The organism is Paenibacillus humicola, from assembly GCF_028826105.1.
GTDB classification, from domain to species: Bacteria; Bacillota; Bacilli; order Paenibacillales; family Paenibacillaceae; genus Paenibacillus_Z; species Paenibacillus_Z humicola.
On sequence record NZ_JAQGPL010000001.1, the window covers coordinates 594,478 to 619,329 of the forward strand.

The 24,852-nt window shown below is 63.7% G+C and carries 21 protein-coding genes and 2 pseudogenes; 17 read left to right on the top strand and 6 right to left on the bottom strand.

Going from position 1 to position 24,852, the window contains the following annotated elements; translation table 11 throughout:
* Nucleotides 1-119: 119 nt before the first annotated feature.
* The 3 genes from PD282_RS02820 to PD282_RS02830 all read right to left on the bottom strand — a co-directional run bounded on the left by PD282_RS02820 (nucleotide 120) and on the right by PD282_RS02830 (nucleotide 3,429).
* Nucleotides 120-1,529 carry an ABC transporter substrate-binding protein gene (locus PD282_RS02820; protein ID WP_274648878.1) on the bottom strand — a complete coding sequence of 470 codons (1,410 nt, stop codon included), beginning with the start codon at nucleotides 1,527-1,529 and terminating at the stop codon, nucleotides 120-122.
* Between the two features lie 77 nt (nucleotides 1,530-1,606).
* Nucleotides 1,607-2,512, bottom strand: a complete 906-nt coding sequence (locus tag PD282_RS02825; RefSeq protein WP_274648879.1) for a carbohydrate ABC transporter permease — start codon at nucleotides 2,510-2,512, stop codon at nucleotides 1,607-1,609.
* Complete coding sequence (locus PD282_RS02830; protein ID WP_274648880.1) at nucleotides 2,509-3,429, bottom strand: carbohydrate ABC transporter permease; 921 nt, start codon at nucleotides 3,427-3,429, stop codon at nucleotides 2,509-2,511. Before PD282_RS02830 ends, PD282_RS02825 begins: the two co-directional genes overlap by 4 nt.
* A gap of 266 nt (nucleotides 3,430-3,695) precedes the next feature.
* On the opposite strand from PD282_RS02830, the gene PD282_RS02835 reads away from it, so the two are divergent.
* From PD282_RS02835 to PD282_RS02860, 6 genes are all read left to right on the top strand, one after another.
* Nucleotides 3,696-4,250, top strand: a complete 555-nt coding sequence (locus tag PD282_RS02835) for an RNA polymerase sigma factor (protein ID WP_274648881.1) — start codon at nucleotides 3,696-3,698, stop codon at nucleotides 4,248-4,250.
* Nucleotides 4,228-5,436, top strand: coding sequence for a hypothetical protein (locus tag PD282_RS02840; RefSeq protein ID WP_274648882.1), 1,209 nt, complete (start codon nucleotides 4,228-4,230; stop codon nucleotides 5,434-5,436). The genes PD282_RS02835 and PD282_RS02840 overlap by 23 nt, the downstream gene beginning before the upstream one ends.
* Nucleotides 5,437-5,498: 62 nt before the next feature.
* On the top strand, nucleotides 5,499-6,002 hold the full coding sequence (locus PD282_RS02845) for a hypothetical protein (protein ID WP_274648883.1): 504 nt from the start codon (nucleotides 5,499-5,501) through the stop codon (nucleotides 6,000-6,002).
* Nucleotides 5,965-6,303 carry a GNAT family N-acetyltransferase gene (locus PD282_RS02850; RefSeq protein WP_274648884.1) on the top strand — a complete coding sequence of 113 codons (339 nt, stop codon included), beginning with the start codon at nucleotides 5,965-5,967 and terminating at the stop codon, nucleotides 6,301-6,303. Before PD282_RS02845 ends, PD282_RS02850 begins: the two co-directional genes overlap by 38 nt.
* Nucleotides 6,304-6,343: 40 nt before the next feature.
* The gene (locus PD282_RS02855) at nucleotides 6,344-7,126 is read left to right on the top strand and encodes an SDR family NAD(P)-dependent oxidoreductase (RefSeq protein WP_274648885.1); all 783 of its coding nucleotides are present in this window, start codon (nucleotides 6,344-6,346) and stop codon (nucleotides 7,124-7,126) included.
* A 77-nt stretch (nucleotides 7,127-7,203) separates the two neighbouring features.
* Complete coding sequence (locus PD282_RS02860; RefSeq protein WP_274648886.1) at nucleotides 7,204-7,353, top strand: hypothetical protein; 150 nt, start codon at nucleotides 7,204-7,206, stop codon at nucleotides 7,351-7,353.
* Nucleotides 7,354-7,527: 174 nt separating this feature from the next.
* Here the strand turns inward: PD282_RS02860 and PD282_RS02865 are convergent, their stop codons facing one another.
* Both PD282_RS02865 and PD282_RS02870 read right to left on the bottom strand, forming a co-directional pair.
* Entirely contained in the window at nucleotides 7,528-8,544 is a 1,017-nt protein-coding gene (locus PD282_RS02865; RefSeq protein ID WP_274648887.1) for an electron transfer flavoprotein subunit alpha/FixB family protein, read from the bottom strand.
* An 18-nt stretch (nucleotides 8,545-8,562) separates the two neighbouring features.
* Nucleotides 8,563-9,375 carry an electron transfer flavoprotein subunit beta/FixA family protein gene (locus PD282_RS02870; RefSeq protein WP_274648888.1) on the bottom strand — a complete coding sequence of 271 codons (813 nt, stop codon included), beginning with the start codon at nucleotides 9,373-9,375 and terminating at the stop codon, nucleotides 8,563-8,565.
* A 366-nt stretch (nucleotides 9,376-9,741) separates the two neighbouring features.
* Between PD282_RS02870 and PD282_RS02875 the strand changes: the two genes are divergently transcribed.
* The 11 genes and pseudogenes from PD282_RS02875 (at nucleotide 9,742) to PD282_RS02925 (ending at nucleotide 24,171) form a co-directional block, all read left to right on the top strand.
* Nucleotides 9,742-12,138, top strand: a complete 2,397-nt coding sequence (locus PD282_RS02875; protein ID WP_274654983.1) for a (Fe-S)-binding protein — start codon at nucleotides 9,742-9,744, stop codon at nucleotides 12,136-12,138.
* Nucleotides 12,139-12,462: 324 nt separating this feature from the next.
* Nucleotides 12,463-14,883 carry a 3-hydroxyacyl-CoA dehydrogenase/enoyl-CoA hydratase family protein gene (locus PD282_RS02880; protein WP_274648889.1) on the top strand — a complete coding sequence of 807 codons (2,421 nt, stop codon included), beginning with the start codon at nucleotides 12,463-12,465 and terminating at the stop codon, nucleotides 14,881-14,883.
* Between the two features lie 266 nt (nucleotides 14,884-15,149).
* Complete coding sequence (locus PD282_RS02885; RefSeq protein ID WP_274648890.1) at nucleotides 15,150-16,349, top strand: acetyl-CoA C-acyltransferase; 1,200 nt, start codon at nucleotides 15,150-15,152, stop codon at nucleotides 16,347-16,349.
* 137 nt (nucleotides 16,350-16,486) lie between these two features.
* On the top strand, nucleotides 16,487-18,250 hold the full coding sequence (locus PD282_RS02890; RefSeq protein WP_274654984.1) for an acyl-CoA dehydrogenase family protein: 1,764 nt from the start codon (nucleotides 16,487-16,489) through the stop codon (nucleotides 18,248-18,250).
* A 26-nt stretch (nucleotides 18,251-18,276) separates the two neighbouring features.
* The gene (locus PD282_RS02895; protein ID WP_274654986.1) at nucleotides 18,277-20,001 is read left to right on the top strand and encodes a long-chain-fatty-acid--CoA ligase; all 1,725 of its coding nucleotides are present in this window, start codon (nucleotides 18,277-18,279) and stop codon (nucleotides 19,999-20,001) included.
* Nucleotides 20,002-20,327: 326 nt separating this feature from the next.
* Nucleotides 20,328-20,759: a PaaI family thioesterase gene (locus PD282_RS02900; RefSeq protein WP_274648891.1), complete on the top strand. Its 432-nt coding sequence runs from the start codon at nucleotides 20,328-20,330 to the stop codon at nucleotides 20,757-20,759.
* Nucleotides 20,760-20,875: 116 nt separating this feature from the next.
* On the top strand, nucleotides 20,876-21,082 hold the full coding sequence (locus PD282_RS02905; RefSeq protein ID WP_274648892.1) for a hypothetical protein: 207 nt from the start codon (nucleotides 20,876-20,878) through the stop codon (nucleotides 21,080-21,082).
* A gap of 216 nt (nucleotides 21,083-21,298) precedes the next feature.
* Nucleotides 21,299-21,487 (top strand): hypothetical protein, encoded by a 189-nt coding sequence (locus PD282_RS02910; RefSeq protein WP_274648893.1) that lies wholly within the window; start codon nucleotides 21,299-21,301, stop codon nucleotides 21,485-21,487.
* 68 nt (nucleotides 21,488-21,555) lie between these two features.
* On the top strand, nucleotides 21,556-22,305 hold the full coding sequence (map, locus tag PD282_RS02915) for a type I methionyl aminopeptidase (protein WP_274648894.1): 750 nt from the start codon (nucleotides 21,556-21,558) through the stop codon (nucleotides 22,303-22,305).
* A gap of 186 nt (nucleotides 22,306-22,491) precedes the next feature.
* A pseudogene (gene ssuE, locus PD282_RS02920) lies at nucleotides 22,492-23,042 on the top strand (NADPH-dependent FMN reductase).
* Nucleotides 23,043-23,058: 16 nt separating this feature from the next.
* Nucleotides 23,059-24,171 (top strand): annotated as a pseudogene (locus PD282_RS02925) (LLM class flavin-dependent oxidoreductase).
* A gap of 106 nt (nucleotides 24,172-24,277) precedes the next feature.
* On the opposite strand, the gene PD282_RS02930 reads toward PD282_RS02925, so the two are convergent.
* Nucleotides 24,278-24,781, bottom strand: coding sequence for a hypothetical protein (locus tag PD282_RS02930; RefSeq protein WP_274648895.1), 504 nt, complete (start codon nucleotides 24,779-24,781; stop codon nucleotides 24,278-24,280).
* Nucleotides 24,782-24,852: the final 71 nt, after the last annotated feature.

Sequence of the window (24,852 nt, forward strand, 5' to 3'; positions counted from 1 at the left end):
TGCGCGCGGTACGCCCAAACGGGGCAGTCTCCGAAAACCGCGTTCGGTTTCGGGGGACTGCCCTCGTTTTATGCAACAAGCGGGCACTGTCTGCAGGGAGCGCTATACGGCCCGCCGGCTTATTGCGAGATATCGTACCCTTCGGATTTCGCGAAGGCGACGACGTTCTTTTGCACGTTGTCGAGCGCCTGATCCCAGCTTTCCTGGCCTCCGGCGGCTTTGGTGAACTCGACGGTCATCTGGTTGTAGACGTACGTCGTCCAGGGGCTCCACTGGTACGAAGTATCGACGCTGCTTGCGGCCTGCTTGTAGACGGGAGCCGGCGCCTGCCCGCCGAGGAAGTCGTCCTTAATATTGTAGGACTGCTCGACGTTTTTGGCGGCCATGGCTCCCGGTCCGTGGCCCGGCACCGTCGGATTCAGCTCGAGCGTAAGGCCCGCTTCGGACGAGGTGTACCAGCCGGCGAACAAGGCGGCGGCATCCGGATGCTTGCTCTGCGTCGTCACCGCATTCGAGGAGCCGCCGTTGTTTCCGTTTGTCGCCGCGCCGCTCGCATTCCACTGCGGCGGAACGGCCACCCGCCACGCCTCGCTCGACCCCTTGGGCACGTAAGGCAGCAGGAAATTGTCGGCGACCCATGCCCCGTCCACGATCGTGGCGTATTCGCCTTTCCCGATTTCATTGCCCCATTCGGGGCTGAAGGATTGGTCCGCCTTGACCGCTCCCGATTGAATGAGGCCGCCCCAATACTCCAGCACCTGTTTCGCTTTCGGCGTGTTCAGATCGATTTTCCAGCTGTTCCCTCCGCCTGAAAACGGCTCGACGCCGGCCTGCCAGAGCAGCCCCATGATCCAGCCGCCTTCATTCAATGGGAAATAGGTGAAATATTTGCCGGTCTTCTGATGATATTGCTTGGCGGCGGCGGCGTATTCGTCCCACGTTTTCGGAATCGCGATTCCGGCGCTGTCGAGCGCATGCTTGTCGTACCAGAGCACCATCGGCCCGATATCCTGCGGTACGGCGTAAACCTTCGAGCCCGCGGATACCTGATTCCACGTCCACGGCAAATAGTACGGCTTCAAGTTCCCGATATATGGCGAAATGTCGACCAGGCCGCCCGTGTTAATAAATTGCGGAAGCACCTGGTACTCCAGGAACGCAATATCCGGTGCGCCCGTTCCCGCCTTGAGGGCGGTGACCAGCTTGCTGTATTCCGTCGTTCCGTTCCCGACATTGACCACATGGATATGAATATGGGGGTACGATTTCTCGAACGCCTTGGCGATGTCCGGCGCGGTCGAAATCCACGTCCACCACGTCAAATCGACGTCCTTGTCGTACGCGTTGAATATCGGATAAGCTCCCGTCGAATCCGGAGCGACGACGGACGCGGCCGCCGTCTGCGCGGTACCGCCGCCGCCGGAGCCGGAATTGCCGCTTGATGTGGAATTTCCGCCGCAGCCGGCGAGCAGGCCGAGCGACAGAAGCGCGGAGCCGGCCAGGCCTAACCAGCATTTTGCCTTTACCATGGATACAACCTCCTAATCGATCATCATGAACGCCGCTTTACAAGGGCTGCCGAAGCGGGACAATCCTGCGTATCCGGTTAGGATTTGATCCCGCCCAGCGTAATGCCGGAAATGATATATTTACGAAGAAACGGAAACAGCACCAGCATCGGCAGGACGGAAATGACCGAACCGACCATAATGAGCGGGTACACCGGAATCTCCTGCGTCTGGTTGCCCAGGGTGGCGACCCAGAGGTCCAGCCCGAGCGTAACGGGGAACAGCTGCTGGCTGCTCAGCAGCACGAGCGGCATGAAAAAATTGTTCCACGTCCCGATGAACGTGATCAGGAACAGCGTCACGACGCCCGGAAGCATGATGGCGAGCGCGATGCGCGCGAAAATCTGCAAATCCCCGGCCCCGTCTACGCGTCCCGAGTCGATCAGCTCGGACGGCATCGCGTCGCGAATGTATACGCTCATGAAATAGACGCCGAACGGGCTGACCAGCATCGGCAAAATGACGCCGGCATAGGTGTTGATCAGTCCCAGATGCTTCACGAGCAGAAACACGGGGATGGTCAGGGCGGCGCTCGGAATCGCGAGACCGCCGATGACGATCCGCAGAATCGCGCCCTGCAGGCGGAACGTGTATTTGGCCAGCGCGTAGCCGGCGAGCGCGCTGATCAGCGTGCCCAGGACGCCCGTAACGCCGGAATACACGATCGAATTGAGAAACCACCGCCAATAGATGCCGCTCTGCTGAATGTTCAGCCAGTGAAAATTGGCCGCCAGTGAAGGATGGGGTGAAAGCAGCAAAATCGGCGTATTGAACAAATCGGCGGTCGATTTCGTCGACGACAGGAACAGCCAATACAGCGGGAACAGGAAATAAACCGCCGCCGCAATCATCGCCACCATGACGACCGCCGTTTTCGCCGCATCCGCCCGTTTCCTCCTTCGATTCGGCTCGAACCTGACTGGAACCGCTTCCATTCGGCTCATTTCGCCACCGCCTTTTTGGCCGCCCGTTTCCCCGCTTTGCCTTCCCGGGGCATGCCCCGCTGGTTTCCCGTCGCCAAAAACATGAACAGCAGCGACGCCCCGATCGTCAAAAGCGCGAGAACGATGGACATGGCGGCCGAGTAATTGAAGTTGTTATACGAAAAGGCTGTATTGTAAATGTCCATATTCGGCGTAAAGTTGTAGGGGACGGTCGTCAAGCTCGTCAGCACGAACGGCTCGTTGAACAGCTGCAGCGTGCCGATGATCGCCAGCACCGAATTGAGCACGATCGTCGGGCGCAGGAGCGGAAGCTTCATCCGCCAGGCCAGCTTCCACTCGGAGCATCCGTCGATTTTCGCGGCTTCATAGATGTCGGGCGGAACCGAGGTCAGGCCGGCCAAATAAATCGTCATCGTGTAACCGGTCCACTGCCAGATCACCATATTCACGATCGCGTACAGCAAATGGTCGGCCGACAGGAGATCAACCGGATGCCCGCCGTTCATTCCGCCCAGCAGGCGCAGCGCCGGATCGAGGTCCGGCGAGTACAGGAATCCCCACATTAAAGCCGCAATCACTCCCGGAACCGCGTAGGGAAGAAAATAGATCAAGCGGAACCAGTCCTTCCCCTTAACGTACGGGCTGTCGAGCAGCAGGGCCAGCGCGATGGACACGAGCATGCCGAGATCGACCTGCACAATCCCGAAATAAAAAATCGTTTTGAGCGAACCCCAGAAATTCGGGTCGTGAAACACTTGAGCAAAGTTGTGCAGGCCCACGTACAGGTTGCCGCCCATCCGGGATACAAATAAACTCAGATACAAGGAGTAGCCTAACGGATACAGGAAGAACATGAGAAACAGCAGCAGGAACGGCGCCAAAAACAAATACGGCGTCAGCCGGCTAACCTTGATCACTCGATCACCCGCTTTCATCAATTGGCCGGTAAGCGCATCGGTAAGGTCGGCGAATCAGACAAACAACACCTTAACTTATGATGCCGGTATTTTAATTAGACCGTGGACACCGTTCTGTCAAAATGGCTTGGCCGCACCGAGAGTTTTTGGCTTATACGGCACGGAGAGCCGAAAGACACCGGCGGTCTCAGCGGTCTTTTTTTGAAGGCCGGGGAACATTTCGCCGTCTTCGGTTGTCTGTTTGGTGAAGGGAAGGGAGCGGCAGTGTGGAGGACGATTACCTGAAAACCATTTCACGCCTCGATGGGCCCGAAATCGATGCGCTAGTCCGCCGTTATTGGCATGATGTCTGGCAGTATGCGTTTTTCCTGACCCGTCACGAAACGATGGCTGAGGATATCGCGCAGGATACGTTTATACGGGCTTTTCGCGCCATCGACTCGTTTCGCGGGCAATGTCCGGTCAAGAGCTGGCTGTTCACCATCGCCCGCAATACGGCGTTCAATTACCGCAGGTCGGCTTTTTTTCGCAAGGTCACGCTGGCCGGGCTGTTTTCGGATACCCGGACGTCGCCGCCCGCGGAGACGGAGTATTTGCAAGCCCGCTTTACGGACGATATTTGGTCGGTCGTTCTGCGCATGCCGCGCAGCCACCGGGAAATCATCGTGCTTCATGCGCATTACGGCCTGTCGTACAAGGAACTGGCGGATGTGCTCGGCATAACCGAGGGTACGGTGAAGTCCCGGTTATACCGCGCCAGGGCCAATCTCGCAAAGCGGATGAAGGAGGAGGATCTTCATGGCGAGACGGATCTCGGATAACATCCCGGAGGAGGACCGGGTTATCGGGCGGCTGAGGAGCAATCCTTTCCCCGAAGAGAGGCGCCCTTCCGAGGAGCGCATCGCCTTTATTCGGCAGCGGGCGGTGGAGGCCCCGGGCCGCGCCCGAACAACGGGACGCCGGTGGATCGGGTGGTCCGCTGCGGTCCTGGCGTGCCTCATCCTGATGGCCGCCGTTGTCTACGCGTACGATATGCCGGGCGGAATCGCGGACTGGCGGTATTCGCGCGCGGCAGGATACCCCGGAACGGTGAGCATTCCCCTCGGCAAAACGCCGGAAGACGCGGTGCGGAAATTCCGCCGTTCTCCAGCGATGCAGGTGGTGCATCAGGAGTCTGCCGCCGGCGGGGTCATGATGTTCATCAAGCGGGGGGGCGCGAAGAACGGAACCGATCTGCAGCTGGAATTTGTGCGCCGGACATGGCTCGGCTGGAAGTGGGTAATGGGCGGAGGTTACGGAATATCGCCGATGTCCGGAGCGGACGAGGCGCTGAATTTCATGAGCATGCCGGCCTTTCCGGGCATCCAGGGGCCGTTTCCGATCGTATTCGGCCAAATTTCGAATCCGGCCGTTGCGAACGTGAACGTCACGATCGGCGGCAGGGCCGCCGGCTCGTACGGCGCCAAAATCATCGAATACGGAGACGGGCAAAAGCTCTGGTACGTTCTTCCGCCGTCCGCAGCCGCTCCGCCGTACGGAATCGAAGCGCTTAACGCGCAAGGGGAAATGGTCGCCGCCGCCGCTTTCGACGATCAACGCGATGTAGGCGCGGTTCCGATGAGAGGCACGGAATTCAAGGAAGCCCATTTTCGTCTGGGGGACATCATCACCGCGCTGGAAGGACAAAGATTGCAGCTTCAGCCTTCGGGCGCCGGCAGCTCGTCCTTGGCCATAAACAATGTGCAGCCAAATGTGTACGGGGTCGAAACGGAGGAGACTGCGAACCGGGCCGATCCCGAACTCGTCTGCATCTATATTTTCAAATCGGTGAAAGCGCGGACGGGAGGGGCTGAAGCATACCGGGAGCAGATGGGGACCGCCCGCTCGAACACGTATCCGATCCTGTACGAGAAAGGAAACGTGCTCGTGATTTACCAGGCAGCGTCGAAGGAAAAACCGGCGGCGGATCACACGATTCAAGCGGCGCTCGATCGGCTTAATCCGTAAATGCGGTGGTAAAGAAGGACGATGTAACCGTTTTAAAGGATTTCCGGGGCGGCCTGCCGAACATGGAAAAGAACCTCGAATGGAAAAGAGAGGGGGGCGCAGCCGGCATGCGAAGAACCGAGGCGATCAAAATCGCCGAGGCGGTATTGTCCGCCGATCTGGCCTGCTCCAAGGCCGATTTTGACGGCAATGGGGTCACGGTCCGCCGTGCGGAAATACGCGAGGGCCGGTTCCGGTTTCCCATCCGGGCGAAATCGCTGCAAATCGTGACGATGGGCAGAGGCGTCGTGGCGGCCTGCAGCGCGGAACGGATGGAGTGGGCTGTCCGGCAGCTCGGCGGCCTGACACGCGAGCAAATCTTTTCCGCCCAAACGATGGCCGGAATCGAAAATTACGTCAGCCAAGACCGGCAATACCTCGCCGGTCCCGTTCAAAAGTACGTTTGTGCTGCTGACGATCTGAAAGAATTTCAAATTCCGCCGGATGTCCGAATCAAGACCTGCGGCCGGGAACAGGTGACGAGCCTGTATGTGTATCCGAATTTTCAAAAATGCGCTCTCGTTTAATCCCGAAAGTTCCCGCCCCGATATTTTGGCGGCGGTCGCCGAGTGCGACGAAAATATTGTGGGAGTGGCCGGAGCTTCCGCGGATTGCGAAACGATGTGGCAGATCGGCGTCGACGTCGTGCCGGCGTATCAGGGCCTCGGAATCGGGAAAGCCCTTGTCGGCACGTTGACGAAAGCGGTTTTAAATGAAGGAATCGTCCCTTATTATTCGGCCGCCGTCAGCCATCTGCACTCAAGGCGGCTCGCCTTGTCGCTTGGCTATTGGCCCGCCTGGATCCATGTCTATGCGAGGGAGCTTTGAAATGCGAGAAAGGAATACCCGAATACAAGGAGGGGCAAGCATGCTGAACGGAAAAATCGCCCTGGTGACCGGAGCGGGAAGCGGGCTCGGCCGTGCGATCGCCGAAGGGCTGGCAGCGGAAGGAGCGACGGCGGTTCTGGTCGGACGGCGCGGACAGGCGCTGCTTCAGACGGAGGAGCGTATACGGTCGGCAGGCGGCAAGGCCGTGTCCTATGCCGCGGACGTGAGCCGGCAGGAAGAGGTGGAGGCGCTGCGGCGGAAGGTTTTGGAGCATCCGGGCGTTCCTTCTTTACTGGTCAATGCGGCCGGAATTTACGGGGAGCTCAAGCCGGTCTCGGAGACCGACCCCGCGCTCTGGGTTCAGGTGCTGATGACCAACACGGCCGGACCGTATTACATTTGCCGGGCATTCGCGCGGGACATGATAGAGACGGGCTGGGGGAGAATCGTCAACATCACGTCGGCGGCTTCGCTGGGCAAGCCGAATCCGAACAACAGCGCGTATGCCGTCAGCAAAGTGGCTTTGAACCATTTTACCCGGAAGCTGGCCGCCGAGCTGGAAGGCACGGGCGTCACGGCGAATGTGCTGCATCCGGGCGAAGTGAAAACGGAGATGTTCGAAGCGATCCGGCAGGCGTCTTCCGCGGAAGGCGGCATGTCGGGCTGGGTAAAATGGGTGGAGGAAACCGGGGGAGACGCCCCCGAGAAGTCCGTGCAGCGGATTCTCGATTTGACGAAGCCGGAAGCGGCGGGATTGAACGGCCGATTTCTTTGGATCGACAACGGGCTGAAAAACCCGATGCCGAGCTGGGAATCGGATTGAGCGGAGCATAAGCGAACGCTAGCGATTGTGACGGAGCCTAAGGCAATGGGTTGTTTCATCTTTTGAAGTAAAGCGGGTTGCAGGGGTACCGGATTGCGGCCGTCTACCCCGGTGCGGTCGCCGAAGCCCGGAAAATGAAGCCGTCGATTCCGGAAACCGGATTATACGGCATTTCTGTCCGCGATGAGATCGAGCTTGAACGTTTGCTTGAAGAGGGCCTGGATTGAAGGTGCCGCACATTGAAAAAAGCCGGGCGCGGGGCGTCCGGCTTCCTTTTCGCTTTCGCTCGAAGGGAAGAAGCTTGTTCTTGATTGATAGAGAAAACTTGCCGCCTTACGTTCGCACGAACTTTCGCGGTCGATTTAAGTGAAAAAACTTGTTCCGCCGTTTAAAAGACGGCGTCAGCCGTTTGCTTGAAGCAAATCCTTGAATTGATCGTTGAGCAGCGGCACGATTTCGAACAGATCCCCGACGATTCCGTAATCGGCGACGCCGAAGATGGGGGCGTCGGGGTCTTTGTTGATCGCGACGATGACGCGCGATTGGCTCATCCCGGCCAAATGCTGGATCGCGCCGCTGATGCCGCAGGCGATGTACAGCTTGGGCGTGACCGTTTTGCCGGTCTGCCCGATTTGCAGCGCGTAGTCGCAGTAGCCGGCGTCGCAGGCGCCGCGCGAAGCGCCGACGGCGCCGCCGAGCGTCTGCGCGAGCGCCTCGAGCGGCGGGAAGCCTTCCGCGCTGCGGACGCCCCGGCCGCCGGAGACGATGATATCGGCTTCGGCGAGATCGATGCGTCCGGACGTCCGGCGTACGACGTCCCGGACGGCGGTCCACAGCGGCGGCGGCGCGAACGCCAGCGCCCGGATATCTCCCCGGCGGCCGTCTTCGGCGAGCTCGGCCGGGGGCAAATTGTTCGGGCGCACGCTGATCACCTGCGTCACGCCCGGGAGAAACCGCCGCTGCTCGAACGCCTTGCCGGCGTAGAGCGGGCGAGTGAACACGGCGCCGCCGCCGTCCGTCAGGCTGACGGCGGTGACGTCCGCGATGTGGCCGCCGCCGAGCGCAGCGGCCACGCGGGGCGCGAGCTCGCGCCCCGCCGCGGTGTGGCCGAGCACGATCGCGCTCGGCGACGCCGCTTCCGCCGCCGCGCGGATGGCGGCGGCGTACGCCTCCGGCGCGAACTGCGCCAGGGCCGGGTCGTCGATGACGTGGACGACCTCGGCCCCGCGCGCGGCGAGCTCGGCCGCCGCTTCGCCGGCCGACGCGCCCGCGCCGCCTCCGGCGAGGACGGCGTGCACGCTGCCGCCCTCGCCGGCAAGCAGCCGCGCGGCGCCGAGCGCTTCCAGCGCCACGCGGCGCAGCCTGCCGTCTTGGCACTCGGCATAGACGAGCACCGTTTCATGCTTAACGTCGCTCATGGATGATCGCCTCCTCGCCTAAAACAGCTTCGCTTCGCTCTGCAGCAGCCGGGCAAGCTCCGCCGCCTGCTCGGCGGGCGTTCCCGCCAGCCTGCGCCCCGCCGCGCGGGCGGGGGGCGCCTGCAGCGCGATGCGCCCGGTGCGCGGAGCGAGCTCCGCCTCCGCCAGCCCGAGCTCCGCGGCGGACAGCCGCTGCAGCGGCTTGCGCTTCGCCTTCATGATGCCGGGCAGCGACGGATAGCGCGGCTCGTTGAGGCCCTGCTGCGCCGTGACGAGCGCCGGCAGCGGAATTTCAACCGTCTCGAGGCCCCACTCGGTATCGCGCTGGACGACGGCGGCCAGACCGCCGCTTCCGCCGCCGTCCGCGTCCGCAGCCGCAGCCGAAGCGTCGCGGATTTCCAGCTTCAGCGCCGCCGCCGCATGCGGCAGGCCGAGCGCTTCCGCGGCCTGCAGCGCGACGCTGCCGGCGCCGGTATCGACGGCGAACAGCCCGGCCAGCAGCAGGTCGGGCCGCAGCCGGACCACCGCCGTCGCGATCGCCGCCGCCACGGCGCCGCCGTCGTCCGGCAGCCCGTCCTCCTCCAGCAGCACCGCTTCGTCCGCCCCCATGGCAAGCGCCGTCCGCAGCGCCTCCGCAGCCCGCTCGGGTCCGCAGGAGAGGACCGTGACCGTTCCGCCGTGCGCCTCGCGCAGCCGGAGCGCCTCCTCGAGGGCATATTCGTCGTACGGATTGATAATGAATTTCGCGCCGTCCTCGGCGACGGCTCCGTTCTCGATCTCGATTTTTTCCTCCGTATCGAAGGTCTGTTTCAGCAAAACGACCAGATTCATCGCATTTTTCCCTCCGTGTTTCTTTCCGTTCCGGCGTTTCGCCGGCTGTCATATGGGCGGCAAACCGCCGAATACAATGGCGATATGCCCTTCAAAACGGCCGTTCCTTCTCGTAGCTACCCTATGTTTTACGCGCCGCGATTAGACCCCTGGAATGAGCGGGGACAGCAAGCGCAGGAGACATGTTGCGTGCGGAAACGACATATACTGAAACAATTTACAATTCTGAAAGCGCTTCACAACTTGTCCGAGGCGGACATCGGCCGGTCGAAAGGCAGGCCGGGCGATCAAGAAGACGGCAAAGGACATCCGGCGGTGAACGGTCCCGCTTCGGCAAAAGGAGGGCTCCGAGTGGCGCAGTTTGGTATGCAGGAGATTGAGCAGCTGGCGCGGTGGCTCGTCTTTGCCGCCATGACGGCGGCGGGATTGTGGATGTTCGGCGCTGCCGTCGGCCGGCGCATCGGGTATATCCGGCTCGGCCGCAGCTCGCCGCCGCCGGCGCCGCGCCGGCCCGGCAACGACGGCCCGGAGGACGAGATTTTCGGCGAAGACGCGTACGGCGACGGCGCGGACGGCCAGCCGGACTCGGGCAGGGCATTCATTTCCGCTGCGGGGCCTGGCAGGCGGAGAGGCCGGCTTTGGCCGGAGGGCGGGTACGCGAAGGCTCGCCGGGCGGGGGAATGGGCCGGCTACGTATTCGGGCACCGCAAGCTGCTGAAGGATATTCGCAGCGGCATCCTTCACCTGGCGATGTTTTACGGCTTCATCGTGCTGCAGTTCGGCGCGGCCGACATCATTTGGAAAGGGCTCAGCGGCTCGCCGCTGCCGCTCCCTGCTTACGGCGCATTCGTTACGGTGCAGGAGTGGACGGTGCTGATCGTGCTGCTGGCCGTTTTGTATGCCGCCTTTCGCCGTTACGGCGAGCGGCTGCGCAGGCTGAAACGAGGCTGGAAGCCGGCGGTCGTGCTGTGGTTTATCGGGGGGCTGATGGCGACCGTTCTGCTCACGCAGGCTTTCGACCGGCTCCGGGAAGCCGCGCTGTCCACGGAGACCTTGTTCGCCCCGCATGCTTTTGTGTCGTCGGCGATTGCCCAGGCGCTGCGGGAGGCCGGCGTGACGGCCGGTGCCGCCCGGGCGCTCTATGAGCTGTTCTGGTGGCTGCATTACGGGGTGCTGCTCGCTTTTCTGGTGTATGTGCCGCAGTCGAAGCATTTTCACCTGTTTACCGCTCCGGTTAACATCTGGCTCCGCCGCCGCAGGCCGCCCGGGGCGCTTGCGCCGGTCGATCTGGAGGACGAAAGCGCCGAAACGTTCGGCGCCGGCGCAATCGAGCATTTTACGCGAAAGCAGCTGCTTGACCTGTACGCCTGCGTCGAATGCGGCCGCTGCACGAACGTCTGCCCGGCGTCGGGGACGGGGAAGCTGCTGTCGCCGATGCACCTAATCGTCAAGCTGCGGGACCACCTGACGGAAAAAGGCGCGGCGCTGACGCACAAGTCGCCCTGGGTGCCCGCATGGGGCGCTTCCGCTTCCGCGGCGGCGGCCGGAGCTTCGGCACACGCCGCCGGGGGCGCGCTGCCGGTTTGGGCCGGGCGGGAGACGGAGGAGGACGGCGACCCGACCGACATTTTGCCGACGATGAAGGCGCAGCGGAAGGACTGGCGGCTGCAGGCGGATACGGCCCCCGCGGATGTGCCGCTGATCGGCGGCGTCATGACCGAAAGCGAGCTGTGGTCGTGCACGACCTGCCGGAGCTGCGAGGAGCAGTGCCCGGTCGGCAACGAACACGTCGACAAAATCGTCGAGATGCGCCGCCACCTCGTGCTGATGGAAGGCAGACTGCCTGCCGAAGGCCAGCGCGCGCTGCAGCATATCGAGCGGCAGGGCAATCCGTGGGGATTGCCGCGCGCCGAACGAGTGGCCTGGATCGGTGCTTACGCGGCGGCTTATCCGGATGCGCCGCCGGTCGTCACGATGCAGGAAGCCGCAACGCGCGGCGAACGGCCGGAGCTGCTGCTTTGGGCCGGCTCGATGGGCGCGTACGATCAGCGCAGCCGCAAGGTGCTGTTCGCGGTCATCCGCCTGCTGCAGGAAGCCGGCGTCCCGTTCGCCGTGCTCGGCCGCGAGGAGCGCAGCTCGGGCGACACGGCGCGGCGCATGGGCAACGAGCTGCTTTTTCAGACGCTGTGCCGCGAAAATATCGACACGCTGGAGCGTTACGGCGTGCGCCGCATCGTGACGATCTGCCCGCATACGTTCAATGCGCTGAAGAACGAGTACCCGGACTTCGGCCTCGACCGGTCGATCGCCGTGGAGCATCACACGACGCTGCTGGACCGGCTCGTCGCCGAGGGGCGGCTCCGTCCGGCGCACCGGGTCGCGGAGCGCGTCGCCTACCACGATTCGTGTTACCTTGGCCGGTACAACGGCGTGTACGACGCGCCGCGCCGGCTGCTGCGGGCGATTCCCGGCATTCGGCTGCTCGAGCTTGAGCGTTCCCGGCAGAACGGAATGTGCTGCGGCGCGGGCGGCGGCCTGATGTGGATGGAGGAGCAGAGCGGCATGCGCGTCAGCACGGCGCGCGTGTCGCAGGCGCTTGCCGTCCGCCCGTCGGTCATCGGCTCGGCCTGCCCGTACTGCCTGACGATGATGGAGGACGGCGTCAAGCAAAAAGAAGCCGAAGACCGCGTCCGCGCGAGGGACGTCGCCGAGCTGCTGGCGGAGAGCGTGTTTGGCGGGGCGGACGGCGGCACGACCATGTAATCGCCGCAGACCGGGCCGACGCAAGACGCCGATTCTGCGGCGTTCGGCGCTGAGTTTTATGCGCCGCACACCGGACCGCCTCGGGCTTGAGCAGCCGCGCCGGGCGAATGCAGCTCGAACGTGCATGATACCGCAGCCGGCACGGCTGCTGCGGCGACTGCCGGGGCATGGAGGCCGGCCGCGGACAGCGCTTGAACCGATAGGAAAGGAACCGGCCGGCCGTTCGAAGGTTTTTTCGGTCCGGTGCCCGTCTCCAGACGCGGCGGACTGCTTAACGGACCGGCGCATCGAGCCGGAACAACGATTTTTTGGAGGGAGAACGACTTGGGAGCATATTCGCCACAACAGCCGGTCCGCCGTGCGGCGGTCGTCGGCTCCGGCGTGATGGGAGCCGGGATCGCGGCTCATCTGGCCAACGCCGGCATACGCGTGCTGCTGCTCGATATTCCGCCGTCCCAGCTTACGGAAGCGGAAGCGAAAGCGGGGCTGACCCTCGCTGACCCGCGCGTACGGAGCCGGCTGGCGGCCGGCGCGCTCGCCCGGCTGAAAACGCAGCAGCCGCCCGCCTTTTACGACGCTTCATTCGCGGAGCGGATCACGGCGGGCAATCTCGAGGACGATCTCGGGAAGCTCGCCGGCGTCGACTGGATCGTCGAGGCGGTTGTCGAGCGACTCGATATCAAACGCGAGGTGCTCGCCCGCATTGAATCGGTTTGGCGTCCGGGGACGCTCGTTACGACGAATACGTCCGGACTGTCCGTCGCGGCGATGGCCGAGGGGCGGGGGGAGGCGTTCCGGGAGCATTTTGCCGCGGCGCATTTCTTCAACCCGCCCCGTCACATGAATCTCGTCGAGCTGGTGCCGTCGACGGCTTCGTCCGACGCGGCGCTTGCCCGGCTGGCATTCGTCTGCGAGCGCCAGCTCGGCAAAGGCATCGTCATCGCCAAAGATACGCCGAATTTCATCGCCAACCGGATCGGCACCTACGGCATGATGTCGACGATCGGGGCGATGCGGAGGTTCGGGCTGACCGTCGACGAGGTCGACGCGCTCACCGGTCCGGCGATGGGGCGGCCGAAGACGGCGACGTTCCGGATGCTCGACCTGGTCGGGCTCGATACGCTGCTGCATGTCGTGGACAATGTGCGCGAGCGCAGCGCGGACGAGGCGGAGCGCCGCGCGTTCGCCCGGCCGGCGGAGGTGGAATCGCTCGTGGCGCGCGGCTGGCTGGGCGAGAAAAGCGGCCGGGGCTACTACCGGAAAATCAAGCGGCCGGACGGAAGCAGCGAGATCGAGACGCTGAATCTCGAAACGATGGAATACGCGCCGCGCGCCAAAGTCGCTTCGCCCGTCATCGAGGCTGGCAAAGCGGCCAAAGGGGCTGCAGGCAAAGTGAAGGCGCTCCTCTACACCGAACCGGACGACCGGTATGCGCGTTTCGCCTGGGCGACGCTAAAGGACGTGCTGCTGTATTCCGCAAGGCTGGTCGGCGTCATTGCCGATACGGTGCGGGACATCGACCGGGCGCTAGTGTGGGGCTTTAATTGGGAGCTCGGCCCGTTCGAGCTGTGGGATGCGATCGGGCTGGAGCGCTCCGTGCAGCGCATGAAGGCGGAAGGCGACGAGGTGCCGCAGTGGGTGGAGGACTGGCTCGCGGCGGGCAACGGCAGCTTTTACAAAAGGGAAGGCGCGCGCCGTTTATATGTGAGCGTAGGCTCGTACCGCGAAGCGGAGGAGGATCCGGAGGAGATCTCCCTCTCGGCGCTCGCGGCAGCGGGCAAAAAAGTGCTCGGCAGCGCCGGCGCGAGCCTGATCGACATCGGCGGCGACGTGGCGTGCCTGGCGTTTCATTCGCCGAACAACGCGATCGGCGGCGATATTTTAGAAGCCATCCGGCAGAGCTCGGCGGAGGTGGAGCGTAACTGGCGGGGGCTCGTCGTGGCGAACGAGGGGCGGCACTTCTGCGTCGGGGCGAATCTGATGCTTATGCTGCTGGAAGCGGAAAACGGCGATTTCGACGAAATCGACGACATGATCCGGCAGTTCCAAGGCAGCATGCTGCAGCTGAAGCAGCTGGGCCGTCCCGTCGTCGCGGCGCCGCACCGGATGACGCTCGGCGGCGGTGTGGAGGCATGCCTGCCGGCCGATGCCATCGTGTTCGCGGCGGAAACGTATTTCGGGCTGGTCGAGACGGGCGTCGGCCTGATCCCGGGCGGGGGCGGCTGCAAGGAGGCGGCACGGCTTGCGGCGTCTCGGACCGGAGCCGGCGGCGACATTCAGCCGCACCTGACCGCGTTGTTCGAAACGATCGCGATGGCGAAGACGTCGACGAGCGGCTTTGACGTGCCGCGCATCGGCCTTGCCCGGCCGCAGGACCGCGCCGTCATCCGCGGCGAGACGCGCATCGCGGAGGCGAAGCGGCTCGTGCTGGAGCTGGACCGCGCAGGCTATACGCCGCCGCCTGCCGAGGAGCGCATCCGCGTCGCGGGACGCGAAGGGCGCGCCGTACTGCAGCTTGCGGTGGAGGCGATGCGCCTGGGCGGGCATATCAGCGGGCATGACGCGCTGATCGGGCGCAAGCTGGCGCACGTGCTCGCCGGCGGCGATGCGCCGCCCGGAGCGGAGGTGAGCGAGCAGTACTTGCTCGATCTGGAACGCGAAGCGTTCCTCAGCCTGTGCGGCGAGCCGTTAACGCAGGCTCGCATGCGTCACATGCTGACCGCGGGCAAGCCGCTGCGCAATTAGCGTGCCGCTGCGCGCCGGCGGCGTCATGCACGCGGCGTTTGCGCCGGGCCGGGCGCGAACGGCGGGAGCGGCCCGCGCCCGGCGATAAGACACGCCGCACGGAGCGGCCGGTCGTTCACGGCCGACAGGGGCACGCTCGTGTATGCCGCGGCGCGGCTGCCGGTTCGGGCCGCGACCCCCGCCGCCGGCGGGGCGTTCCGCAACCTGCCTTAAGCGCGATGCTTGGCCGCCGCGCAGCCATTCCAATGAAGCGAGGGGAGACGTGTATGGCTTTAACCAATCATGCCCGCGATGCGGTCATCGTTTCGGCGGTGCGCACGGCCGTCGGCAAAGCGAAGCGGGGCAGTCTGGCCGATACGCGCGCCGAGGATCTCGGGCGCGCCGTGCTGCGCGCGGCCGTCGAGCGCGTGCCGGGCCTGGCGCCCGGCGACGTCGAGGACGTCATCATCGGCTGCGCGATGCCCGAAGGGGAGCAGGGACTCAATTTCGCCCGCATCATGTCGCTGTATGCGGGCTTTCCCGTCACGACGCCGGCCGTGACGATCAATCGTTTCTGCGCTTCCGGCCTGCAAGCCATTGCCTATGCGGCGGAGCGCATTCGGCTCGGCGAGGCGGACGTCGTCCTCGCCGGCGGCGTCGAAAGCATGAGCCACGTCCCGATGACCGGCTTCAAGCTTTCGCCTCACCCCGGCATCCTGGACGCGATGCCGGAAATTTATATGGGCATGGGCCACACCGCCGAAGAGGTGGCCCGCCAATACGGCGTGATCCGCGAGGCGCAGGACGCTTTCGCCGCTGCCAGCCACCGGAAGGCGGCCGCCGCCATCGCAGCCGGCCGCTTCAAGGACGAGATCGTGCCGCTGAACGCCGTGCGCGAGGGCGTCGGCGACAACGGACGGCCGTGGTCGCGCAGCTTCGTTTTCGATACGGACGAAGGCGTCAGGCCGGATACGACGCCGGAGGTGCTGGAGACGCTGAAGCCGGCCTTCGCCCGCGAAGGGACGGTGACGGCCGGCAACGCCTCGCAGATGAGCGACGGGGCTGCCGCCGTCGTCGTCATGAGCCGGGAGCGGGCGGAAGCTCTCGGCGCAAAGCCGCTCGGCACGTTCCGTGCATTCAGCGTGGCGGGCGTTGCGCCCGAGGTGATGGGGATCGGACCGGTCGAAGCGATCCCGAAGGCGCTTGCCCGGGCGGGAATCGGGCAGAGCGACATCGCGCTGTTCGAGCTGAACGAGGCCTACGCGGCGCAATGCGTCCCGATTATCGAGCGGCTGCAGCTCGATCCGGCGTCCGTCAACGTCAACGGCGGTGCGATCGCGCTCGGCCATCCGCTGGGCTGCACCGGAACGAAGCTGACGGTTTCGCTGCTGCACGAGCTGAACCGCCGCGGCGGCGGCTTCGGCATCGTTTCGATGTGCGTCGGCGGCGGCATGGGCGCGGCGGGCGTATTCGAGGTTAGCCCTTAAAATCGCGCCGCCCGCAAGGCCTGCGATTCCGTGCGGCCCGGCGGCGCGCGAGTCCGCCGAGCGGAACTTAGAACAAGGAGGGGAAGAGCAAAGTGGCGGATGCAAAACGATGGGGCGGACGTTTTGTCGTGGAAGATATGGCTCCGGACGCGATCGTCACGCCGGAGGATTTTACGGAAGAACAGCGCATGATCGGAGACGCCGCGAAAGCGTTCGTGGCGGGTGAAATTATCCCGCGCGACGCGGAGATCGAGGCGCTGGACTACAAGCTGACGGTCGAGCTGCTGCGAAAGGCCGGCGAGCTCGGCTTGCTCGGCGCCGACGTGCCGGAGGCTTACGGCGGGCTTGGCCTCGACAAGGTCAGCTCGACGCTGCTGGCGGAGACGTTGGCCGAGGCGTCATCGTTCGCGCTGTCCGTCGGCGCGCATGTCGGGATCGGCACGCTGCCGATCGTGTTTTTCGGCACGCCGGAGCAGAAGGCGCGCTATTTGCCGGACCTGGCATCGGGCAAGCGCATCGCCGCCTACTGCCTGACCGAGCCGGCCTCGGGCTCGGACGCGCTCGGCGCGCGCACGACCGCCAGGCTATCGCCGGACGGCACGCATTACGTGCTGAACGGCTCCAAGCTGTATATTACGAACGCGGGCTTCGCCGACGTCTTTATCGTGTATGCGAAGGTGGACGGCGACAAGTTTACGGCTTTTATCGTCGAGCGCGGGTTTCCCGGCTTCAGCAACGGACCGGAGGAGCACAAGATGGGCATCAAGGGCTCGTCGACCTGCCCGCTGTTTTTCGAGGATATGCCCGTCCCGAAAGAAAATGTGCTCGGCGAGATCGGCAAAGGGCACCTGATCGCCTTCAACATTTTGAACATCGGCCGCTTCAAGCTGGCCGCGGGCTGCGTCGGCGCCGCCAAGGAAACGATCTCGCTCGCGGCCAAATACGCGAATGCCCGCAAGCAGTTCGGCCGTCCGATCGCCCAGTTTCCGCTCATCGGCGCCAAGCTGGCGGACATGAATACCGCCGCTTATGTCATGGAGAGCATGGTGTACCGCACGGCCGGCTGGATCGACGAGATGCTCGGCCGGATCGAAGCGGACAACGCGGCGCAAGGCGGAACCGGCGGGGCGGGCGTCCGGGCGGCGCAGGCAATCGGCGAATACGCGCTCGAATGCTCGATCAACAAGGTGTTCGCGACCGAAGCGCTCGATTTCGTCGCCGACGAAGGCGTGCAGATTCACGGCGGCTACGGCTATATCCGCGAGTACAAGGTGGAGCGGATATACCGCGATTCGCGCATCAACCGCATTTTTGAAGGCACGAACGAAATTAACCGGATGCTCATTCCCGGCACACTGATGAAAAAGGCGCTCAAGGGAGACCTCCCGCTGCTTCGCAAAGCCCGGGCGCTGCAAAGCGAGCTGCTGCAGCCGATGCCGCTGCCCCCGTTCGACGAACCGCTCCGCAAAGAGACGTTCCGGATCGGGCAGGCGAAGCGGACGTTTCTCGCCGTAGGCGGACTCGCCGTGCAGAAGCACGGCCTGGCGCTGGAGCAGCAGCAGGAGCTGCTCTGCCTGCTCGCGGACATGATGATCCAAATCTTCGCTATGGAAAGCGCCAGCCTGAGAGCCCGCAAAATGCTGCTCAAGGAGCCGGACGCCGGCGCGCCATCCGCCAAAACGGAGACGGCCGCCGCGATGACGGCCGTATTCGTGCAGGAAGCGATGGAGCGGATCGAGCGCTGCGCGAAAACGGCGCTGGCGGCGCTGGAGCAGGGAGACGCCCTGCAGACGCAGCTGTCCATCCTGAAAAAGCTGATGCGTGCGCCGCTCACCGATACGGTTGCGCTGAAGCGCAGCATCGCCGCGCGGGTCGTCCGCAGCGGGCAGTACACGCTGTAGACCTTTAGGAGGTGACGGGCATGGAGATGGAACCGGAGCTTGCGAGACCGTGGCTGCGCCGATATCCGCCGGAGGTTCCGCCGGACATCGGTGTTCCCGACCATGGCGTCGCGGATCTGCTGCTGCAGGCTGCGGCGAAATATCCGGACCGGCAGGCGCTCTGCTTCTACGGCAAAGAGACGACGTACCGCGAGCTGCTTGACGAGGCGCGCCGGATGGCCGGCGGACTGCAAGGGCTCGGCATCGCGAAAGGCGACCGCGTCGCCGTCATGCTGCCGAACTGCCCGCAGGCGGTGGCGGCGTATTTCGGCGTGCTGCTCGCCGGAGCCGTCGCCGTGATGATGAACCCGCTCTACGTTGAGCGGGAGCTGATTCATCTGCTGGCGGACAGCGGGGCGCGCGTCGCCGTAACGCTCGATCTGCTCTACCCCCGCTTGGCGAAAGCGCGCGGCGACCGCCCCGATGAAGGACCGCTGCCGCAGCTCGGCACCGTCATCGTCGCTTCGCTGAAGGACGCGCTGCCTTTTCCGAAAAACCTGCTTTATCCGCTGACCCGGCGAAAGTCCGGTCCTCTCCCGCGCATTCCGTACGGCAAACACGGCGTCAAGCGGCTGCGGAGCTTCCTGGCCGGAGCGCCGCCGGCGAGGGAAGAAGCGAAGCCTCTCGCGGACGATCTCGCTCTGCTGCAGTATACCGGCGGCACGACCGGCCTGCCGAAGGGCGTCATGCTGACGCACCGCAATCTCGTCGCGAACGCCGCGCAAATCGCCGCTTGGTGCTACCGGCTGAAGGACGGCTCAGAGCGTTTTCTTGCGGCGCTTCCGCTGTTTCACGTATACGGCCTGACGGCGCTTATGAATCTGTCGGTCATGCGCGCCGGCATGCTCATCCTGCTGCCGCGGTTCGAAGCGCCTGCCGTGCTGGATGCGATTCGCCGGCACCGGCCGACGGTTTTTCCCGGCGCGCCCACCATGTATATCGCGCTGATGAACCAGGAGCTTGACGGCAAAATCGACCTGTCGTCGATCGAAGTGTGCGTCAGCGGCTCGGCGCCGCTTCTGCTCGAGGTGCAGGAGCGGTTCGAAGCGCTGACGGGCGGCCGGCTCGTCGAAGGCTACGGACTTACGGAGGCTTCCCCGGTAACGCATGCGAACCCGATTTGGGCGTCGCGCAAAAACGGCACGATCGGCGTGCCCCTGCCGGGCACGGACGCCGGAATCGCCGACCCCGAGAGCGGGGAGCGGCTGCCGCCCGGGAAAATCGGCGAGCTGGTCGTCAAAGGCCCGCAGGTCATGGCCGGCTACTGGAACCGGCCGGAGGAGACGGAGGCGGCGCTAAGGGACGGCTGGCTGCATACCGGCGATTTGGCGGTGATGGACGAGGATGGCTTTTTCGCCATCGTCGACCGGATCAAGGACGTCATTATCGCAGGCGGCTTCAATGTTTACCCGCGCGAGGTGGAAGAGGTGCTGATGCAGCATCCGGCCGTGCAGATCGCCGCCGTGATCGGCGTCAAGGACCCGTACCGCGGGGAGACGGTAAAAGCGTACATTGTGCTCCGCCAGGGCTTCTCCGTCTCGCGCGTGCAGCTCGACCGGTGGTGCCGGGACCGGCTTGCCGCTTTCAAGGTGCCGCATCTGTACGAGTTCAGAAGTGAGCTGCCGCTGTCAATGATCGGCAAGGTGCTTCGCCGCCGGCTGAAGGAGGAGACGGCGGCAGGCGACGACGGCGCGGACCGGGAAGACGGCTGACGGCCGGCAGCCAAGCGGCGAAGCCGAGGCGGTACTCGCACCGCAGCCAGGCGGCGAAGCCCCGGCTGTACTCGCAGCCCGGCCAGGCGGCGAAGTTCCGGCTCACACCGCGGCCAGACCGGCGCTGCCCCGGCGGTGCGCGCACCGCAGCCAGGCGGCGAAGCCCCGGTATTGCGCGCACCACAGCCGGCTAGCGAAGCCCCGGCGTGCTCGCATCGCAGCCAAGCTGCGATGCCGTGGGGCGTCCGCTGCCCCGGGCAGCGCATCTTTCACGGTGCGGCGTCGCAGCCGCCAGTACGAATGATGAATCGGAAGGAGGAAGGAACATGACGGGCGACCGGCCGGAAAGCGGCGAAGCGTGGAAAGAGCGTCTACGACGCCTGGAGGAAGCGGCGAAGCCGACGTTTTGGGGCTATCTCGGCTGCGAAGCCGAAACGGCTGCCGACGGGAAGGCGGTCATACGCCTCCGGACGCAGCCGCATCATCTGAACCTGATGGGCATCGTGCACGGCGGCGTGCTGGCGTCCCTGCTCGACAACGCGATGGGCCTCGCCGTCATGAGCCTTTGTCCCGACGAGAATGCGGTCACGGCGCAAATGAACGTTCATTTTCTGCAAAGTTCAAGGGGCGGACTGCTGCTCTGCGAGGCTGGGCTTGTCCACCGTTCCCGGCGGACGCTTACGCTGGAGGGACGCGTCCTGGACAGCGGCGGGGAACTGCTGGCATGGGGGAGCGGTTCGTTTCGGCGGGTAACATAACCGTCACATATTACAATTTTGTAGCGAACGGCCCTTTCGATTGAAAGCGCTCACTTTTTCCCCTATACTTATCCTATAAATGGTAAAATTCATTCGGGTGCAAAGGGGGCGCATTAATGGTAAAACCGTGGCTTACGATCAGTGTCATCGCATTCGGCATCATCGTCGCGATCGCAGGCGTAGCGGCATATATAAGAATGTATAGGAACGGCAGCATGTGGACAGCCGAGCAGCCGGACCGAAGCAAGCCTTCCGCGCCTTCCGTCCCTGCATCCGGCGAAGATAAGGCCGGGGACGAACCGGCAGACGAGGGATTGAAATGATTTACAGGAAATTGAAGGTTTTGTTCGCTTTCATGTCCTGTTCAGAAATGTTATAATTAACTGACAAATAAAAATTTTCGCTAACCTTTTGTCCATGATTTCACCTGTATCTGCCGGAATATTCGATTTAGATGGGTATCCGCCGCGCTGGATATGAGCCGGAGCTCGTGCAGCTGGGAGGATACGACCGCCAACCGATGTGAAGGAGGGGATTTCATGGCTAAACGAAGCCATAATGAAGTCAAAGAGAGCCTGCAGGAGCTCACGAGAATTTTTCAACCGAAGGACCCCCGAAAGTTCGTGAAGGATTATATCCGCAAGTACCGCATCACGGGCGGTTACGAGGACGAGCTGACGACTTTGGTTGAACATGAACTTGGGAAGCTGCGCTCGTCCGTCGGTTAAATAGAACGATCGAAGCCTTGTCCGTTTTTTCCGGACAGGGCTTTTTTTTGCAGGGAGGGCAGGGTATCGTGATTATTTTGAAAACGGAAGAGGAAATCGGAGCGATTCGCAAAGCCGGCCGCATCGTGGCGGCCTGCCACCGGGAAATCGCGAAGCGGATGAAGCCGGGCGCGACGACGGCGGAGATCGACCGGTTCGCGGAGGCGTTTCTGCTGCGGAACGGGGCGAAGCCGGCGCAGAAAGGGTACCGCGGGTACCCGTACGCGACCTGCGCGTCGGTCGGCGACGTCGTCTGCCACGGATTTCCGAGCGGGAAGACGCTGCGGTCCGGCGATATCGTCACCATCGACATGGTCGCCGAGGTGGACGGCTGGATGGCCGATTCGGCATGGAGCTATGCCGTCGGCAAGCCTTCGCCGGAGGCGGAAAAGCTGCTCAAAGCGGCGAAGCAGGCGCTCTACGACGGCATCCGAAAGGCGGTCGCCGGCGGTCGGCTGGGCGATATCGGCTCTGCGGTGCAGCAGACGGCGAAGCGCGAGGGCTACGCCATTATCGATTATTTCGTCGGGCACGGCATCGGCCGAAGCATGCACGAGGAACCGCAGGTGGAGCACCGGGGCAAGGCCGGCTCGGGCAAAAAGCTCCGTAAAGGCATGGTGCTCACGATCGAGCCGATTTTGACAATGGGCGAGAACCGGATCGTCATCGACGACGACGGCTGGACCGCCCGTTCCGCCGACGGCAAATGGGCGGCTCAATTCGAGCATACGATCGCGATTACGGACGGCGAGCCGCTTATCCTTACCGATCAGGACTAACGCGGTGAGCCGCCGGTGAAAGCGGACGATCAAGATTTCACGGTCGTTCTTGCAGCCTGTTGACAGCGCGAATCCGGGATGATATCAATCGGGCCGACTGGATGACTGGAGGCCGGCGCACTTCTTGTGCGCCGGCCTTTTGCCGTTGCCGGCGCCCGTCTGAATTCCATGCGAGGAGGAACAGCAATGAGCAAAGCGGTTATCTTTTCCGGCAGCCCTTCCAAGACGTCGCGTTTGAACGGACTTCTGGAAGCCGCCGCGAGAGAGTTTCGCGGATCGGGCGTTCACGTCGACGCCATACAGGTGGCGGATCTTCCCGCCGCCGATCTGATTTTCGCCAATTGGGAAAGCCCCGAGGTGATCGCGGCCCATGCGCTTATCGGGCAGGCCGATGCCGTCATCGTCGCGAGTCCGGTCTATAAAGCCGCCTATTCGGGCGTGCTTAAAACGTACCTCGATCTGCTCCCGCAGAAAGGCCTCGCGGGCAAAATCATTCTGCCGCTGTTCATCGGCGGCTCGATCGCCCATTTGCTGGCGGTCGATTACGCGCTGAAGCCGGTCCTTTCGGCGCTCGGCGCCCATTACCAGCTGGGCGGCGTTTACGCCGTCGACAAGAGCGGACAGCCAGCGGCGGCTTCCGGCTGGATGACGAGCTTGCCGCAAGGCTGAGCGCAGCCGTTCTCGAGCTTGCGGAGCTGCTGAAGCGGCGGCAGGCCGGCGCCGCGGCGTCGGTATAGAAAGGAGGACTTGCGGATGGCAAAAAGACAGTGGCATCTGAACGCTTTTCTCATGAGCAACGGCCATCACGAAGCGTCGTGGCGGCATCCCGATTCCGAGCCGGAACGGGTGACGGATATCCATATCAGCGACGGCCGGGCCGGCTGAAACATCGTCACCTCCGGCAGCGAGGCGGCGGCGTTAAATTTCAGCCGGGACGATCACCTGGAGCATTCGGAGCGCTACCGCCGGGCCAAAGAGTTCGTCGATGTCGTGACGGGGCTTTGGGACAGCTGGGAGGACGACGCCCTCGTCCTCGACAAGGAGGCCGGCATCTTCGCGAACCCCGGGAAGGTACACGAAATCAACCACCGGGGCGAGCGGTTTTCGGTCAAAGGGCCGCTGAACGTGCCCCGCCCTCCGCAGGGCTACCCGGTGCTCGTATAGGCCGGCTCATCGGAAAGCGGCAGGGCATTCGCCGCTTATTCGGCGGAGGCGATCTTTACCGCGCAGCAGACGCTGCAGGAAGCGCAGGCGTTCTACCGGGACGTGAAAGGCCGGCTTGCCGCGTACGGCCGGAGGCCGGAGGAGCTGGTTATTCTCCCGGGCATCAGTCCCGTCATCGGAGCCACCGAAGCCGAAGCGAAGGAGAAGGAGGCCCGCCTGCACGGGCTGACCATTCCGGCGTACGGGATTGCCCGCTTGTCCAATTTGCTCAAGGTCGACTTGTCCGGCTATCCGCTCGACGGTACGCTGCCGCTGTCGGAGCTGCCGGACGTGAACGCCGTCAACGGCAACAAAAGCAGGTTCCAGCTGGTCGTCGACATGGCGTCCCGCGAAAATTTGACGATCCGCGAGGTCATCCTGCGCACGGCCGGCGGAAGAGGTCATATGACCTTCGCGGGGACGGCGGTTCAGGCGGCGGATGTGACCGAAGAATGGTTCACCGAAGGCGCGGCCGACGGCTTCAATGTGATGCCTCCTTATTTTTCGGGTGAGCTGGAGGATTTCGTGAACCTGGTCATTCCGGAGCTGCAGCGCCGGGGGCTGTTCCGCACCGAATACGAGGGGACGACGCTGCGCGGCCATCTCGGGCTCGCCCGTCCGGCGGGGCGCATCAGCGGTCTGGCGGCGGCAGCCAAAGAGTAAATCGCTCCGAAGCGGATAACGCCCCCCTTTTGACAGGCAAAACAGAGGCCGTACCGAAGGCCGTCGTGACGGCTCCGGTACGGCCTCTGTCCGGCCCCGCGCCTGCTCAAACCTGCCTTTTGCCGCGGAAAACGACGAGCAGACCGATGACGATCAGCACGATCGCCGCCGTAGACTGCCCCATAAAGCTGAAGCTGAGCAGCGAGCCGAGCGTGAACACGGTGAAGAAGATGATCGATACGCTTGCGTTGATGAAGACGGGCACGAGCAGCCATTTGTTGCGGCCGCTGAACCAGTAAAATTCGAACAGGCCGAACGCGACGGCAAGCGGGAAGCCCGGCCACATGTACTGCCAAACGTCGAAGAGCATCGAGATCTGGCATACGAGAGCCGTCACGACCAGAATGCCGCCGGGAATAAGCAGCCCGCTGCCTTTTCGTTCGAGGGCATAAAAATACATCCAGTGAAACAGCAGTCCCAGCGGAAGGACGAACATGCTCGGCCAGAAAATGCCGATGATATGGCCGGGGTCCATCATATTTCGCTGCGTCGAGAACAGGAACAGGCCGAACAGGACGATCACAATGCCGAGCAGAGATCTTGTACTCATGGATTACGGCTCCTTCGCCATCGAAATTGTTGCTTTAATCGTACCATACCGCCGCTCGCTTTCAAGGCTGC